The 15,058-nt window shown below is 43.0% G+C and carries 15 protein-coding genes; all 15 read right to left on the reverse strand.

What is annotated here, in order from left to right; translation table 11 throughout:
- Positions 1 to 7: 7 nt before the first annotated feature.
- The 15 genes from WMZ97_RS18020 to WMZ97_RS18090 all read right to left on the reverse strand — a co-directional run bounded on the left by WMZ97_RS18020 (position 8) and on the right by WMZ97_RS18090 (position 14,654).
- Positions 8 to 1,201 (reverse strand): glycosyltransferase, encoded by a 1,194-nt coding sequence (locus tag WMZ97_RS18020; protein WP_343273485.1) that lies wholly within the window; start codon positions 1,199 to 1,201, stop codon positions 8 to 10.
- The gene (locus tag WMZ97_RS18025) at positions 1,173 to 2,318 is read right to left on the reverse strand and encodes a glycosyltransferase family 1 protein (RefSeq protein ID WP_343273486.1); all 1,146 of its coding nucleotides are present in this window, start codon (positions 2,316 to 2,318) and stop codon (positions 1,173 to 1,175) included. Before WMZ97_RS18025 ends, WMZ97_RS18020 begins: the two co-directional genes overlap by 29 nt.
- A gap of 9 nt (positions 2,319 to 2,327) precedes the next feature.
- Positions 2,328 to 2,672: a helix-turn-helix domain-containing protein gene (locus WMZ97_RS18030; protein ID WP_343273487.1), complete on the reverse strand. Its 345-nt coding sequence runs from the start codon at positions 2,670 to 2,672 to the stop codon at positions 2,328 to 2,330.
- Positions 2,673 to 2,844: 172 nt separating this feature from the next.
- Complete coding sequence (locus tag WMZ97_RS18035) at positions 2,845 to 4,002, reverse strand: DegT/DnrJ/EryC1/StrS family aminotransferase (protein WP_343273532.1); 1,158 nt, start codon at positions 4,000 to 4,002, stop codon at positions 2,845 to 2,847.
- A gap of 102 nt (positions 4,003 to 4,104) precedes the next feature.
- Positions 4,105 to 4,740 carry an acetyltransferase gene (locus WMZ97_RS18040; protein ID WP_343273488.1) on the reverse strand — a complete coding sequence of 212 codons (636 nt, stop codon included), beginning with the start codon at positions 4,738 to 4,740 and terminating at the stop codon, positions 4,105 to 4,107.
- A complete protein-coding gene (locus WMZ97_RS18045; RefSeq protein ID WP_343273489.1) occupies positions 4,737 to 5,336 on the reverse strand; it encodes a sugar transferase in 600 nt (199 codons plus the stop codon). Before WMZ97_RS18045 ends, WMZ97_RS18040 begins: the two co-directional genes overlap by 4 nt.
- A gap of 136 nt (positions 5,337 to 5,472) precedes the next feature.
- Positions 5,473 to 6,516: a UDP-glucose 4-epimerase GalE gene (galE, locus tag WMZ97_RS18050; protein WP_343273490.1), complete on the reverse strand. Its 1,044-nt coding sequence runs from the start codon at positions 6,514 to 6,516 to the stop codon at positions 5,473 to 5,475.
- A 33-nt stretch (positions 6,517 to 6,549) separates the two neighbouring features.
- Positions 6,550 to 6,738, reverse strand: a complete 189-nt coding sequence (locus WMZ97_RS18055; RefSeq protein ID WP_343273491.1) for a hypothetical protein — start codon at positions 6,736 to 6,738, stop codon at positions 6,550 to 6,552.
- A gap of 15 nt (positions 6,739 to 6,753) precedes the next feature.
- Entirely contained in the window at positions 6,754 to 7,827 is a 1,074-nt protein-coding gene (locus tag WMZ97_RS18060; RefSeq protein WP_343273492.1) for an EpsG family protein, read from the reverse strand.
- 27 nt (positions 7,828 to 7,854) lie between these two features.
- Positions 7,855 to 8,739: a glycosyltransferase family 2 protein gene (locus WMZ97_RS18065; RefSeq protein ID WP_343273493.1), complete on the reverse strand. Its 885-nt coding sequence runs from the start codon at positions 8,737 to 8,739 to the stop codon at positions 7,855 to 7,857.
- Positions 8,736 to 9,854 carry a glycosyltransferase family 1 protein gene (locus WMZ97_RS18070; protein ID WP_343273494.1) on the reverse strand — a complete coding sequence of 373 codons (1,119 nt, stop codon included), beginning with the start codon at positions 9,852 to 9,854 and terminating at the stop codon, positions 8,736 to 8,738. Before WMZ97_RS18070 ends, WMZ97_RS18065 begins: the two co-directional genes overlap by 4 nt.
- On the reverse strand, positions 9,839 to 10,993 hold the full coding sequence (locus WMZ97_RS18075) for a glycosyltransferase family 4 protein (protein ID WP_343273495.1): 1,155 nt from the start codon (positions 10,991 to 10,993) through the stop codon (positions 9,839 to 9,841). The genes WMZ97_RS18070 and WMZ97_RS18075 overlap by 16 nt, the downstream gene beginning before the upstream one ends.
- A 17-nt stretch (positions 10,994 to 11,010) precedes the next feature.
- Positions 11,011 to 12,843, reverse strand: coding sequence for a polysaccharide biosynthesis protein (locus WMZ97_RS18080; protein ID WP_343273496.1), 1,833 nt, complete (start codon positions 12,841 to 12,843; stop codon positions 11,011 to 11,013).
- Between the two features lie 424 nt (positions 12,844 to 13,267).
- Positions 13,268 to 13,936, reverse strand: coding sequence for a CpsD/CapB family tyrosine-protein kinase (locus tag WMZ97_RS18085; RefSeq protein ID WP_343273497.1), 669 nt, complete (start codon positions 13,934 to 13,936; stop codon positions 13,268 to 13,270).
- Entirely contained in the window at positions 13,893 to 14,654 is a 762-nt protein-coding gene (locus WMZ97_RS18090) for a YveK family protein (RefSeq protein ID WP_343273498.1), read from the reverse strand. Before WMZ97_RS18090 ends, WMZ97_RS18085 begins: the two co-directional genes overlap by 44 nt.
- Positions 14,655 to 15,058: the final 404 nt, after the last annotated feature.

Genomic DNA, 15,058 nt, shown 5'->3' on the forward strand with positions numbered 1-15,058 from the left:
CTTTCATCTATTCCATTATGTTATACAAACGATTTAATTCATTTTGCTGGTAATTAAAATTCAAACAGGCAGCCGCCAACCGCCCTCGCATCTCAGCATCTTTATATAAACGCTCCACTCCATCCGCAATTCCTTCAACTGACTTGCCACAAATCACTCCGTCCAACCCATCGTTAACCTGGCTCCTAGCAGTAGGGTAATTTGTGATCAACACCGGTTTCCCAAGGATTTGGGCCTCACCAACCGTAACCGCCTTCCCCTCATACCTTGATGGCTGCACGTAAAGATCTGCCGCTTTCATGAATGGGTAGGGATTTATCTGTTTTCCTAATAAGAAAAATGAATTTGTCAGGTCGTTATCCACGATTAATTTCCGCATCACTTTTTCATCCCCGCCATAGCCAACAACATACCAAGCGATATTTTCATAGCCTTTATCCTTTAACAGCTTTAATGCCTTTACCGCCTGATCAATGCCCTTAGCGTGGGACAGCCTGGCAACCGTAACCACTTTAAATCGAGGGTCTGCAACCATTGAATTGTCAGCACTTGGTTGATCCGCCAGACTTCGAATTAATTCCGGTGAGCTGATATTTTCGATCACCTGAACTTTTTGTTTTAGTTCCGGATATTTTTCCAAAAATGATGCCCGGCACCCCTCCGATACAGCAACAAGATGATCAAACTTTCGCCACATTTCTACATCGACTTTGATATCCGTTTCAACGGTAGAATAATCCGTATGAACCCAGGCAATTTTTGTCGCCGCCTGTACCTTTTCTGCAACAAAGTAATGTGGCCACAGGTAACTAATTGCCACATCATATTTCTTTTTTATTTTTGGCAGGAAAGGTAAAGCATATTTCCACATTAGCTGCATTTGCTGATAACCGGGTTCCTCCAAACCTCTTATTTTCCCTCGCTTATCGGCAATTCGTTTGGCGATGATCCGCGAACCACCCAAACAAAGGTTTCCTTCAGCGATGATTTCTTTAATCGATTTACGAAACGTTGCATATTGCGGGATTTCTTCCAATATGTTCACTTTGTCCGGAAGCTGGTTCAAAAAGTCGCCTTGATGCCGATAAAGCATGACATCAACTTTATAGTTTTCATAGTCAAAGTGATCCAGCATACTGATCAGACTGCGCTCCACACCACCGACTTCCATATCAAAAGAGGCGACCAGTATTTCTTTCATATACTCCACCTGCTTTTAGTTGATAGATTTCCATCAATGTTGCAATTCCTTGGATGATGGAATACCTCTTTTGCTCAAAAGCTGTAATAATATCATGTTGGCTCCTGCCCTTGTTTGCTGCTAATGAGATAATGTTATCAGCCCAGGCGGAGGGGCCAACCGCTAAAGGCAATGCTTTCATCAGCCCAAGACCGATATCGGCTTCTGGCTGAATGGCCTCCGATACCACACACGGAATGCCGCTCGCCTGTGCCTCCAGTAAAACAAGGCCGAGTCCTTCGTATAGCGATGGAAAAACAAACACATCCATACTGTGTAACACGGTCGAAATGTCGTTTCGTTTCCCCAAAAAATGAATCGTATCACCAAGTCCTGCTTTTTTTACTTCTGCTACCATTTGGTCTTTCAGGTCGCCATCACCAGCAAATAACACCTTAACAGCCGGATCCTTTTCTTGGAGGAACTTGGTTACTTCAACTAAAAAAGCATGGTTCTTTGCCTCGATAAATCTGCCGGCATGCCCAATAATCAAATGTTTCCCGAGACCAGTTTCTAATTTGAACTTCCCAATGGCCGTTTTCGAAACATCAAGGAAACTTTCAAAATCGATCACATTCGGGAAGTACGTATATGTTGATTTGGTAAGCGCACTTTTCCCAAATAAATACCTTCCTGCCCCAGCGCTGCATGCCAACAGATGTGTCGAGAATCGCTTGATAAGTCTACGCATGAAGCGAATATACAGTTTTCTAAGCAATCGATCACTTTTATCCAACGTTGTGTGGGCATGGGCGATACGAATTTTCACACCTGCTAAACGAGCGGCAATACTGGCAATCCCGCAGTGAAAAAGGGTATGGGCATGGATCGCATGATAGGGGCCATACATTTTTATTGCCTGATAGATTTGTTTAATCGATGTCGTTTTCCCTAGCCTGATCACCCTTCCACCCAAGCGTTCAATTTCCTGGTCATAATCCGCCTCTTGATCGCTGTAGGAAATAAAGTCAAACTGTATTTTCGTACGATCAATATCCCGATAGATGTTCATCAGCATTGTTTCGGTTCCGGCACGATTCATTGCGCCGACGACGTGTAGAATTTTGACTGGCTTCATGCAACCACCTTACTTTTCTTTTTTGCCCTGCAAATCGTTTTGCCACTTCGCAAATTCAATCACTGTTTTATATTCTTGAAGCTGATCTTTGTCGACACCCGATTCTTGCAGTTCTTGAACAAACGTCAGCCATTCATCATCCAGAAGTCTGGTCACTGGTGTTGTTCCAATCAGTGTCCGCAAATCAACGTCCAATCCGGCGGCAATTTTTTTGACAATTTGAATGGACGGATTCCGATTAAAATTGCGCTCGATATTGCTTAAATATGATTTAGATACATTCGCTCGTTCAGCACATTCGGATAACGTTAACCCTTTCAACTCTCGAATCTGTTTAATAGTTGTTCCTATCATGGCTTTTACCTCGTACTTTCATAAAATGAAACTTTATTTAGTTGAACAGAATCGAACCTTTACGAACAGTTGATTCCCACTTATCCTTTTGGGTTTCACCTCAAAATCTTGAAGTAGGTGCCTAACTATCCGTTAAGAGTGGGATAAAGTGAAACTTCATTCAGCAGAGGTATTACAGCCCGTTAATACGGGATAAGACCATCCGCTTCCGGCTTGTTTCTGCGATCCGATACGTCTGCCGAAAACAGGCAATAACACGTGTTTGTTCTACATCGGTTAAATTGGATCCGGATGGCAGGCAGATCCCCGATTGAAACAAGCGTTCAGCCACATGCTCACCGTCATAATGCGGATAATAATCAACAGCTTGGAAAAGTGGCTGCATATGAAGCGGTTTCCACACCGGACGGACTTCGATGTTTTCCTGTCTAAAAGCTTTTACTAATTCATGTGCGGTTACGTTTGTTTCGTTTTCGTTAAGGCTTAAGACCGTAAGCCAGCGATTTGACCTCGATTCCGCCAATTCCGGCTGGAAAGCCACTCCAGCGAGATCGGCCAATGCTGCAGTGTAACGGCTGAATATCCTTCTTCGCGCATCCACCCGCTCGTCCAACACTTGTAATTGTGCTCTCCCTACACCGGCCAGGAGATTGCTTAGCCGGTAATTATACCCCATCATGCTGTGCTGATAATGGATTGCCTGATCCCGTGCCTGACTCGCTAAAAATCGTGCCTTTTCCATGGCCAATGCATCATTTGAGACAAGCATGCCACCACCAGATGTTGTGATAATTTTGTTCCCATTAAACGAATAGATACCAAAATAACCGAATGTACCACTAGCTTTTCCCTTGTATGTCGACCCAAGGGATTCGGCTGCATCCTCGATCAGCGTAACACCGTACGTCTGGCATAATTTTAATAGTTCATCCATCCTGGCACTTTGACCATATAAATGGACAACAATGACCGCTTTAGGCAATTTTCCTTTTATTGCAGCTGTGTGCAATGCATGTTTCAGTGCAGATGGTGACATGTTCCAGGTATTCGGCTCGGAATCGATGAAAACAGGCTCGGCACCCTGATACAAAATCGGATTGGCACTTGCTACAAACGAAAGTGTCGAGCAAAACACCCGGTCACCGCTTTTCACCCCTAATAGAGCAAGTGCCAAGTGAATCGCGGCTGTGCCGGAACTAACAGCACAAGCCGCTTTCATGCCAACATATTCCGCAACTTCTTGTTCAAAAGCATCCACATGTGGCCCAAGCGGAGCGACCCAATTGGTTTGAAATGCCTCATCCAAAAAAAGCTGCTCCTTCCCACTCATATGCGGCAACGAAAGATGGACCCTTGGTTTTGTCAATAAAACCACCGCCTTTTTTGTAAAATTCTCGATTGACTTTGGTATCTTTCTATGGTGCACCAGAAGCTAGTTCATCAATATCTGTTCGATTATTCGCGTTGGATTTCCAACAGCCTTGCTATATGCTGGAATATGCTCAATGACCGTTGACCCTGCGCCAATTACCGACCAGCTGCCAAGATGCTTCCCCGGTATAATTGTCGCTGCCGCCCCAACATGCACTCCAACACCCGTAGTTACATTTCCTGTCAGCGTCGTATTTGGGGAAAGATGGGTAAAATCGTCAATTTCGTTGTCATGCTCCACAATTGCCGATGTATTGACGATACAATGCGCGCCAATTTCAGCATTGGCATTAATGACAGCGCTGGGCATGATCACTGTCCCACATCCAATTCGGGCTGAGGTACTTACAATAGCGCTCGGATGGATGACCGTTAAATAGTGTTTCGGTAATAAATGGAGGCTCTGGACAATCCGCTTTCTTGTTCGATTATCGCCAATGGCAACCACCACTTTGCTGCCTTTAGAAAAGACTTTCGGTAAAAAAGCAATCGGGGCATGAATAATTCCCTTTTGTTGAAATCCTGCATTGTACTTATCATCCAAAATCGCCTTCATTTGATAGGCTGCATTGCCGGCGATTATTTCTTGGATCACCCTGCTATGTCCGCCATCTCCAAGTATGATTACCGCTGTCATCGTACGTTTTTTGTACCTTCAAATTTTTTCATCGACACGGAACCTTGATGATTGATTCCTTCTCTCTTTAAGACTTTTACAATCGTCCGCATTATAATCTTGCAGTCTAATAATGTGCTGTGGTTTTTCACATACCACGTATCTAACTTAAATTTTTCCTCCCAGGTTATTGCATTACGGCCATTGATTTGCGCCCATCCAGTAATCCCAGGCTTTACAATATGGCGCAACCTTTGCTCTTCACTATAAAGGGCCAAATAATCCATTAAAAGTGGCCTAGGACCAACCAGGCTCATCTCGCCTTTTAACACATGAAACAACTGCGGGAGTTCATCCAGGCTGTACTTTCTGATAAACATGCCTAACGGGGTGATACGCGCTTCATCATCGGCTGCATTACTATGAAGATCGGTTTTGTTTTGCATCGTTCGGAATTTATAAAGATAAAATCCCTGCCCATTTAAACCTGGGCGCATTTGTTTAAACAAAATTGGTGACCCCATCACGAACCTGATTGTTAATCCGGTAACAATTATAATCGGAAATAACAAAATAATTATGGTTAAAGAAACGAAAATATCGATGACCCGTTTCATGCACCACCGCTCCTTTTTCAGACATAAAAAAACCGCTGCATATTACAACGGGAGTTCTATTTGTTTATTTATTTGTATGCAAAAAAGCCGTGTCACCAACGAAATCAATGGGCGGACAATTCCATCACCCAAGTTCTCACTTCCATGCAATGCTCTCCACTTCACCACGTGCATACCCATGCGGATTATGCTGCTGCCAGCGCCATACATCTTCACACATCGTTTCAATTCCGCGCGTGGCCTGCCAATTTAATTCTTTGTTTGCCTTGGCAGGATTGGCATAGCTGATCGCCGTGTCCCCGCTGCGTCTTTTAGTAATCGTATAGGGAACCGTCACACCGGAAACTTTTTCAAAGGCCTCGACTATTTCTAGTACACTATAGCCACTGCCGGTTCCCAAATTGTAAGCCGCAATCCCGCCAGGCTCTGACTGAATTTTTTCCAATGCCCGCAAATGCCCTACTGCCAAATCGGTGACATGGATATAATCGCGTACCCCGGTTCCATCCTTTGTTGGGTAATCATTTCCGAATATAAGCAGCCGCTGTTGTTTTCCGATAGCTACCTGAGCTATATATGGCAATAAATTATTCGGGATGCCCCGGGGATCTTCGCCAATATGGCCGCTACGGTGGGCACCGATGGGATTAAAATATCGCAAAACAGCAATGCCCCAAGTCGGATCAGAGCGATGCAAATCCGCAAGCATTTCTTCAATCATCAGCTTGGTACGGCCATATGGGTTAATGGCACTTAATTTAGCGTCCTCCGTTAGCGGTACGTTGTCTGTTGTGCCATATACTGTAGCTGACGAGCTAAATACAAGCTTTTTAACCCCGTAATGGTCCATTACTTCACAAAGGTTCAACGTCCCCGCTAAGTTATTCTGATAGTATTCAAGCGGGTGTACAACCGATTCACTGACTGATTTCAATCCAGCAAAATGAACAACCGCGTCAATTCTATTTTCTGAAAAAACTCGTTTCAGCTTCTCCTTATGCATAAGATCAAACGGATACGTGCTGAAATTGGTCTCCGTCATTTCTGCTACCCGCTTCAGTGCTTCCGGGCTACTATTGGAAAAGTTATCGAGCACAACAATTTCGTATCCGGCATCGAGCAGCTCTACACACGTATGACTCCCAATATAACCGGCACCACCTGTTACAAGAATGGCCATCACAACACCTTCTTCCTTTTTAAAGCAGCCTCTTTAACGAAGGCTGTTATTGTCTACCAACCTATGCATGAAACATGTATCAGCGATATCGATGACTTTATCAACGGTTTGATGCAGTTTATCAGCGATTTGCACCACTTTATCGGCGATTTGTCCGCCTTTATCAGCGATTTTCTCACTTTTATCAGCGATCCCCTTTTTAAGCAACCCCTGCAAAGGCATCGGTACTAACGGCCTTCACCCAAAATAATCACTCCGATACATAATATTCAGACTGACAACATTCTCATAATAATAATATGCAAGGTAACAAACGATAATCCCAAAGTAGATAAACTTCTGATCCTTTTCCCTGAACAGCTTGACAATCCAGGAAATAAGAATTAATTGATAGAGTCCAAAATACATGGAAAATCTAGCAAAGATCCAATTTTGCGTTGAGATAACCATAAAAAGAAAGCCAATCAAGCTCATATTGACGATAAAATCACTATTCGGAAAGTTTTTTTTCAGCTTTTCTCTTCCCAGGTAGGCAATAATCAGTGGTACAGCGTTCACTGCCACCCGCAAACTATTCGCCCCACCCTCCGCGAAATTTTTATAGTCACCGTATTGGCTATCCTCAATAACCGTAAACAGCACGGAAGAAAATTTTTCATACCCGATTACGATCAAAACAGCGAAAATTAACAGTGCAACCGTCGCTTTGGACCATGCCTTGAAGCGGACAATAAAATAAACCGGCAGCAGAATAAGTGCGCTTTGATGAAACAATGATGCAACTAAAACGACGATAAAATAACTAAGCCAATTCCCTTCTTTTAAAAACTTTATCGCGGTAAAAGCAATCGCCCCGGCAAGAGCCTGTCTGATCCCATTCATCGACACCAAAAATAATCCGCCCGTTATATAGACATATAAACTTAGCTCAATCATGCGGGAATAGTTATATAAAACGATAAAAATAATCACATTGGTTATGAACGCTGTTACGAAAATAAGAACTTGCGGATCCTCGGATAGCAAGGTTTTTAACAGCATTTGTAAAACACCGAATCCGATATCCTTCTCTGATAATATGAAGTCCCAGGTAAAATCGTTTATTTTATAGATATGCTTATAGAAATACGTATCCCCAATATTTGCCCGCAGTCCTGATACGGCTACAGTGAATGCAAATGCGAATAAAACAAACAACTTATTCGGCTTAACAGACAAGAATAATCCAGTCACTGGAACAGGTCTAGCAAAATACCTTGCAAGAAATGAACAACCAAAAACGATGGCAAGATTGATCCATAGTAACGTCATGTGAACTACCCTTTCTAAATCCCGAATCTATGCAGACCTGGTTTTCCTTTTGATATAGACGGATAATGCCCAACCAAATGGAATAGCCGGAATCGTATGCATTTTACTTGGCGTTTCACGTAAAAAGGCACCGTTTTTCATCAGTAGGCTGCTGGAAACGTAATGGATCGCCTGCCTGAATTTAAAAAAAGAACCGGCAAAAGGCAATTTCATCAGTGCTTTCCGGTAAAAAGCAAAGCCTCTCGGGTTCTTGCGGTACTGGCTTAACATGTTAGTGGATGAGCCGTCTAGCAGATATTCCACACAGCATAAAATGTCATTCATCAACAGCAATTCATAGTCTTTATCAAGCATGTAATATTTGTAAGCGAGCCCAACATATTTTTCATTCCCAAAGATTGGATATGGATAGTTCCTCGTTAATTCCGTCCGGTACACCAGTTTCTTGTCGCCTTTCACACCATGCTGGTTATACAAAGCAAACAATGTGGATGAACGCCTTTCATCTGGCAATCGCGTCCCGATAACCTGATTATCAGTACCAACATCAAGACCAATGATCCCGCTCACATCCTCACTACCATGATTCTCCCAAAACGAAAGGATCTTCTCTACAGCATCGTCCGGCATGTAATCATCAGAATCAATACAAACATTTAATTCGGTCGTGATTCGTTCGTATGCCGTGTTATGTGCGCCATGCATGCCCTGATTTGGCTGCCAGTAATACTGAATATCGATGCTGGCCTCCTTGATCCATTCCGCAACCAGTTCCCTCGTGTGATCGGTGGAACCATCATCAATGATTAGCCAAATAAAGTCTTGACATGTTTGCCGCTTTAAACTGGCATAACAAACACCAAGACAATACGCTCTATTATATGTCGGGGTAAAAATCGTCAATTTTTTCATGTAACCAACGCCCCCAGGTCCCGATAGGAAGTTTGCATGTGCTTGGCAGTCTGGCAGATATCATACCCGCTATTGGCTAATCCCCCGTTGGCAGATTTTCTTGAACTTTCCTGTTTTGCCATGCGGACAAGCAGCTTGATCCAAGTCTGTCTGTCCGTTAATGGCAGCCGTCTAACCAATCCGACACCCAAGTCCACTTCTTTTGTTATCGTGTCTGCAATCACACAGGGCAGACCAGCAGCTTGTGCCTCAATCAACGTCACCGGCAGTCCCTCATGCAGGGATGGAAAAACAAATAAATCAACCGCCTGCAAAACTTTTTCAATATCACTCCGGACGCCGACAAACCGAACATGATCTAGCAAATTTAGTTGCATTATTGTTTTGCTAATTTCGACTTTTAACGGCCCGTCACCAGCCAGAATTAGAACAGCATTTGGTAATTGTTTCTTGACGGCTGCAAATACCTGCACTAAAAACTGGTGATTTTTTTGCGGTGCAAACCTGCCAACATGCCCCAAAACAAAACAATCCTCAGCAACCCCAAGCTCCCTTCGCATTTCCTTCCTGACCTGGTTGGAATAGCTGAATTTATCCGCTTCAATCCCATTTTTTACAATCCATGCCTGCTTTGACTTTGCGCCGAATAACCATTTCGATGCAGCTTGGGAACAGGCATAGAAATGGGTAGCTGAACGCTTGACATGACTCCCGGCATAGCTCTTATACATTCGCTGTAACCAGCCACCTTCACTCTTGGTATTATGACTGTGGGCGATTCGGATCGGGACATGCTGTTTTTTCGCAGCTCGCAGAACGAGTCCAGCCATTTTATCCATGTGGCAATGAACCATTTTGTACGCTGGATGTGCGGCCAAAAATGCTGTCACCTGTTTGATGAAGCCAATATGCCCGACGTCGGTAATATAGGGTATTCGGTAAACCTTCCCACCCATTTTGATAATTTCTGCGTCAAAAACGCCTTCCTTAAACGTCAGGAAATCAAATTGTACGCTTGTGCGGTCGATATTCCGATATAGATTCATAATTAGCGTTTCTGCACCGCCGCGATTCATGTTGACTACCACATGCAAGACCCTTATTGGACCGCCCATCCTGTTTCCTCCTGTTCTATCATCAGTGATCGATATATGGCTGTTTTTTCCTTCAAAACGTTCGTTATGCTGTAGGTTGCCACGATTTTCTTCCTGCCATTGCGACCAAATTTACGCCGCATCACCTTATTTTCAGCAAGCGTTTGCAGCTGATTCGAAAATTCTTCAGGATCCCAAGTCTCTACAAGAAACCCATTTTCGCGATCGTCGATTAATTCTTTGTGCCCCCGGTTTGTAACAGCGATAACCGGCAATCCACAGGCCATTGCTTCCATAACATTAACTGGCAGCCCTTCCCTCTTGCTCGAAGCGACCGCTATATCACACATTGGCAACAGCCTGTCAATATCGTTGCGAAAGCCGAGGAAATCGACCATTTTTTCAATGCCAAGTTCCGCTACCAACCGCTTGGATGTTTCCAATAACGGTCCAACACCTGCCAGCAGTAATTTGACATGTGGGGCTTCTTTTTTCAGCAATGCCAATGCATAAAGCAGAAATTGCTGATTTTTATTCTTATTAAATTCGGCTGCATAAAATAATAAAACGTCATCCGCTTGATAGCCAAAGACATTTCGCAGTTTATTTTTTGTATGAGCATCAATCGGCTTAAACATTTCTGTATCAACACCGACACCGTGAACCTGTTCAATCCTCCCTGCGCGAAATCGCTTAGCCACCGCCCGTGCATAGTCCTCCTGATTAATTGTGATCAGACAGTCGGTTATTTGGGCCAAAGATTTTTCAATGGGGTAATACATCAGCCAGTTTATGATCGGTGCCCCTTTGCAAAAGTGAAACCCGTGTACAGTATAGACAACCTTTGAACCACACTTTCTTGCTTCGCGTGCCGCCAGCCGTGCAAGCAGCCCGCCTATCGGTGTATGACAATGGATTAACGCATAGTTATTATCCTCAATAATATTTCGCAGCTGTCGATACGCTTCCATGTTTGACACACAAAAAGGAGACCGTTGAATTGGGAGCGAATATTTTATGTCTGTATATGGCAATGTTAATTTACCCCCTGCTGCGACATGAACATCCCAACCTTGTTCTTTAAACCATTTCATATATGGTAAATGAAAGGCCTTGAAATGATAATCCACTGTTGCACAAAAGAGTATTTTTAAAACCATGTATATCCCCTCTTTTTCTAACTTGATATCGGAACAGCTGACATTGCTTTATTTGCGGGCTTCCGATTTGCCAGGTCAATCATTTTTTCCCTTAGCGTATCGCGATCCATTACCATAAAGGTTTCGATTATGTCATCGATCTCTTGTGAATAAAGCGTTGTCATTTTTCCAACGTAAATTTTGGGATAAATCTGCTGGTCATGAACTTCATCATCTTTTAACAGCTCTTCAAAAAGCTTTTCCCCCGGCCTGATACCCGTGAACTCCAGGCCAATTTCGTCAAGGGAATAGCCGGATAATTTGATTAGATTTTTCGCCAGATCCACAATCTTTACCGGATCGCCCATATCCAAAACAAACACCTCACCACCATTCGCCAATGCGCCAGCTTGGATAACCAGCCGGGACGCTTCCGGAATCGTCATAAAATAGCGCACCATTTCGGGGTGTGTTACGGTTACTGGACCACCTTTAGCAATTTGTTTTTTAAATAGCGGGATCACACTACCCCTGCTTCCCAGGACATTGCCAAACCGTACCGCGACAAATTTCGTCTTACTGGTTTGATTCATGCCTTGGACAATCATTTCGGCCAGTTTTTTCGATGCACCCATCACACTTGTCGGATTAACTGCTTTATCTGTTGAAATCATGACAAACGTTTGCACATAATTCCAATCGGCTGCACGGGCAATGTTTAGCGTACCAATCATATTATTTTTCACCGCTTCTTCCGGGTTGCGCTCCATCAATGGAACATGTTTATGTGCTGCGGCATGGTACACAACTTCAGGCTGGTATTTTTCCATAAGCCGCATCATTTTTTCGGCATCCTGGATATCCGCAATCTCTACAACAACGTTAATGTGGCTTTTGCTAAAACGCTCCTTTAACTCCAATTCAATCGAATAAAGGCTGTTCTCTCCATGACCAAGCAAAATAAGCTGCCGCGGCTGAAAGTTCGCAAGCTGACGGGATATTTCCGAGCCAATCGAACCACCTGCACCAGTCACAAGCACTACTTTTCCGGTCACATATTCCGAGATGCTTTCGATATCCATATCAACCGGAGCCCTGCCCAGCAGGTCTTCCACCCGTACATCGCGAAACTCGCTAACCGCTACTTTTCCAGTCACCAAATCCTCCAGCATCGGCATAATTTTTGTTTTGGCTTTCGTTTTGGCACATTCCTGAAAAATAATATTTAGTTCTCTCCTGCTTAACGATGGGATAGTAATAATAATGTTTTCAATCGCTAGTTCCCTGACTGCATATGCAATTTGTTTGACCCCGCCAGTGACCGGGATGCCTAGGATATCCAGCTGCTGCTTTTTTATATCGTCATCAATAAACGCCACTGGAATCAGATCGCTATCCTTGTTCTTTAAAAGTTGTCTCGCTACCATTGTTCCAGCTGATCCAGCGCCAATGACGAGTGTTCGTTTTTTGTTTATTGGTTTTAGCAGAACAAAATCGCGGTACAGCCGCCACATAAAGCGTGACCCGCCGATCAGCATCATTTCAAGCAGCCATGTGACCGTAAGCAGTCGCAACAATACATCCTGGAAGAAAAACTGTTGAACGACTAAAACAGGCAAAATGGAACAGGTAACGACTTGGAAAATGATGACTAATTCTCCAACACTCGCATATTCCCAGGCCTTTTTATAAAGCTTCAGTTTAAGAGAAAAGAAATAATAGCTTAGTAAAATAACAGCGGAACTGATGATTATTGGCCAGGTGAAAGTGTATAAAGCCGCGGTTACCAGGAATTGACTAATAAAAATAGCTGTTAATACAATGCCTGAATCAAAAATGATAAATAACGATAACCGTTGATGGTAGGTCATGTGCTCCCCCCTTTCTCAATTGAATTTAGGAACAAAATTATGTATACGGGCATCAAACCCACCCTCACATCACACTTTCGACAACGAGCGCGTCTAAGGTTTCTTTCAACCCACAGCATGACCGAGTGCCTGCATTGCTATTGGTAAGCAGACATCACCAGATTTTATGTTGCTCTTTATTTAACTGCTACGTATTTTAGTTTTGCGATACATGTTATACCGCCCGTTTCGACTTTTTGCCGCAAACAATGCAACGGTCATCATAATAGCTGTAACGGTGTTTTCGTAATATACGGCATTCAATCCAATATTTTAATTTCATAGACTCACTCCTAAAAAAAAGCTCGCGGCATAAGAAAAAACCTTTTTAGCGTACATAATATTCCTAATAACGAACAACAAGTTTAAAAAAAATAACCGGGAACTATTTTTCGTTCATAATCGAACCAACCAACTTTGCCCGGGCAAGCTTTAACACACGACTTGCTTCCGTTGTTTTTTCCAATTCGGTTTTACCCCGTTTCAAGACAATAATGACACCATCACACTGGTTTGCCAGCACCCTTGTTTCCGTCGACGTTAGGACCGGTGGAGAATCAATTAACACCACATCATAGGTAGCGGCAACGGATGTTAGTAAGTCATTCATATACACATTTCCCAAGATCTCAGCAGGATTAGCGGTAATCGCACCACTTGTCAGAACTTCCAGGTGACGAATTGACGCTTTCTGGACTGCACTTTCCATATGGACCTTACCGGAAAGGATATCCGTTAACCCAACCTCATTCGGGATTTTAAATATATCGTGTATAACAGGACCCCTTAGATTTGCATCAATTAAAAGGATTCGTTCTTTTTGTTGGGCCATCGAAACAGCTAAATTTGCCGTAATCGTTGATTTCCCTTCCCCGATCTCCGGTGATGTAATAATAAACGTTCGATTCCGCCTTTCTTCGGTCAAAAAATTAATGTTAGTGCGGATTGCCCGAAATTCATCAGAAACAACTGAATCCGGGTTGGAATAGGTAACAAGATGCCCTTTTATACTAGTAGCCCTCTGCCTTTTTCTTTTTGAGATCAACTGCCTCACCCCCTAATGCTACTACCTGTTCACGCTTTTTCACCTTTTTCTTCGTTGCCTTTTTCTTCGTCATATTAGAAACGAACCCCAGAACAGGTGCGCCTAAAATATCTTCCGCTTCTCGTTCTTCCCGTATCTTTCCATCGAGTGAATCGAGCAAAAATACCAAACCAATGCCGGTGATCACGCCAAAAATAACGGCAATGATAATCGTTCGGTTTTGTGTACTATTAATTGGATATGGGTTTTCTTTGGCGTCTGAAAGTAATTGGACATCACGAAAATTTAAAATATGCACAATCTCCCGCTTAAAGGTTTCCGCTGTTGTATTCGCAATCTGCACCGCCATTTCGGGATTATCATCCGTAACCGAAATCTTAACAACCTGTGATTCATCGAGCTGCTCGACACCAATTTGCTCAGCCAGTTGATCAGCCGAGCGGGTCAGCTGTAATTCGTTTTTCACATTCTCCATAATAATTGGATCTTTAATCATAACCATTAATGTCTTCATATTCCCACTGTCCGAGTCAATAACGACCCTTGTCGATGTCTGATAAAGCGGTGTATTATGCCAATTGCTGTAAAAATATGCAGCAACAGTTGTAATGACAGTAATAAGAGCAATCAGCCATAGACGTTTTTTGACGACGACATAGTACTCCTTTAAGCTAATTTCCCTGCCCTTCATATTTTTAATGAAATTATCCTGGTTTTCTTTCATCATATGAGACACCTAATTTCGTTTTGAAATGGGAATACATTCACTTTTACACCCTTTTGTTCAATATAACGAACGATAAGGCAAAACCTTTTCCTTAACCGGCTGGTCGCACGTGCATGTGCATGGATGGTTGTCTTTTCAAAAATTATCCATAGAGAAGAGACAGGTCAAAAAGTCGTATATGCATCTTTTTATTATTCTATATTTCGGGACTTTATTCCCGATCGTTATAGATTATAATAGTTCATTATAAAGAACGTGTCAATAGGCAATTTAACTTTTTTTAAAAATATGTTGTACAGCTTCATTTGTGGTAGCTAAGATTGGTCTAGAAAGGCTTCACTGATATCTTTTACACTGCGTGTCACACTTTCTGCTATTAAAAATGGAGCAAGAATGTCCAACAT

The sequence above is a fragment of the Lentibacillus songyuanensis genome, from assembly GCF_039548255.1.
GTDB classification, from domain to species: domain Bacteria; phylum Bacillota; class Bacilli; order Bacillales; family Amphibacillaceae; genus Lentibacillus_C; species Lentibacillus_C songyuanensis.

Excerpts from the sequence above, each read along its gene's own strand:
- WMZ97_RS18020 (WP_343273485.1), bottom strand. The coding sequence starts at position 1,201 with ATGAAAGAAATACTGGTCGCCTCTTTTGATATGGAAGTCGGTGGTGTG.
- WMZ97_RS18025 (WP_343273486.1), bottom strand. The coding sequence starts at position 2,318 with ATGAAGCCAGTCAAAATTCTACACGTCGTCGGCGCAATGAATCGTGCC.
- WMZ97_RS18030 (WP_343273487.1), bottom strand. The coding sequence starts at position 2,672 with ATGATAGGAACAACTATTAAACAGATTCGAGAGTTGAAAGGGTTAACG.
- WMZ97_RS18035 (WP_343273532.1), bottom strand. The coding sequence starts at position 4,002 with ATGAGTGGGAAGGAGCAGCTTTTTTTGGATGAGGCATTTCAAACCAAT.
- WMZ97_RS18040 (WP_343273488.1), bottom strand. The coding sequence starts at position 4,740 with ATGACAGCGGTAATCATACTTGGAGATGGCGGACATAGCAGGGTGATC.
- WMZ97_RS18045 (WP_343273489.1), bottom strand. The coding sequence starts at position 5,336 with ATGAAACGGGTCATCGATATTTTCGTTTCTTTAACCATAATTATTTTG.
- galE (WP_343273490.1), bottom strand. The coding sequence starts at position 6,516 with ATGGCCATTCTTGTAACAGGTGGTGCCGGTTATATTGGGAGTCATACG.
- WMZ97_RS18055 (WP_343273491.1), bottom strand. The coding sequence starts at position 6,738 with ATGCCTTTGCAGGGGTTGCTTAAAAAGGGGATCGCTGATAAAAGTGAG.
- WMZ97_RS18060 (WP_343273492.1), bottom strand. The coding sequence starts at position 7,827 with ATGACGTTACTATGGATCAATCTTGCCATCGTTTTTGGTTGTTCATTT.
- WMZ97_RS18065 (WP_343273493.1), bottom strand. The coding sequence starts at position 8,739 with ATGAAAAAATTGACGATTTTTACCCCGACATATAATAGAGCGTATTGT.
- WMZ97_RS18070 (WP_343273494.1), bottom strand. The coding sequence starts at position 9,854 with ATGGGCGGTCCAATAAGGGTCTTGCATGTGGTAGTCAACATGAATCGC.
- WMZ97_RS18075 (WP_343273495.1), bottom strand. The coding sequence starts at position 10,993 with ATGGTTTTAAAAATACTCTTTTGTGCAACAGTGGATTATCATTTCAAG.
- WMZ97_RS18080 (WP_343273496.1), bottom strand. The coding sequence starts at position 12,843 with ATGACCTACCATCAACGGTTATCGTTATTTATCATTTTTGATTCAGGC.
- WMZ97_RS18090 (WP_343273498.1), bottom strand. The coding sequence starts at position 14,654 with ATGATGAAAGAAAACCAGGATAATTTCATTAAAAATATGAAGGGCAGG.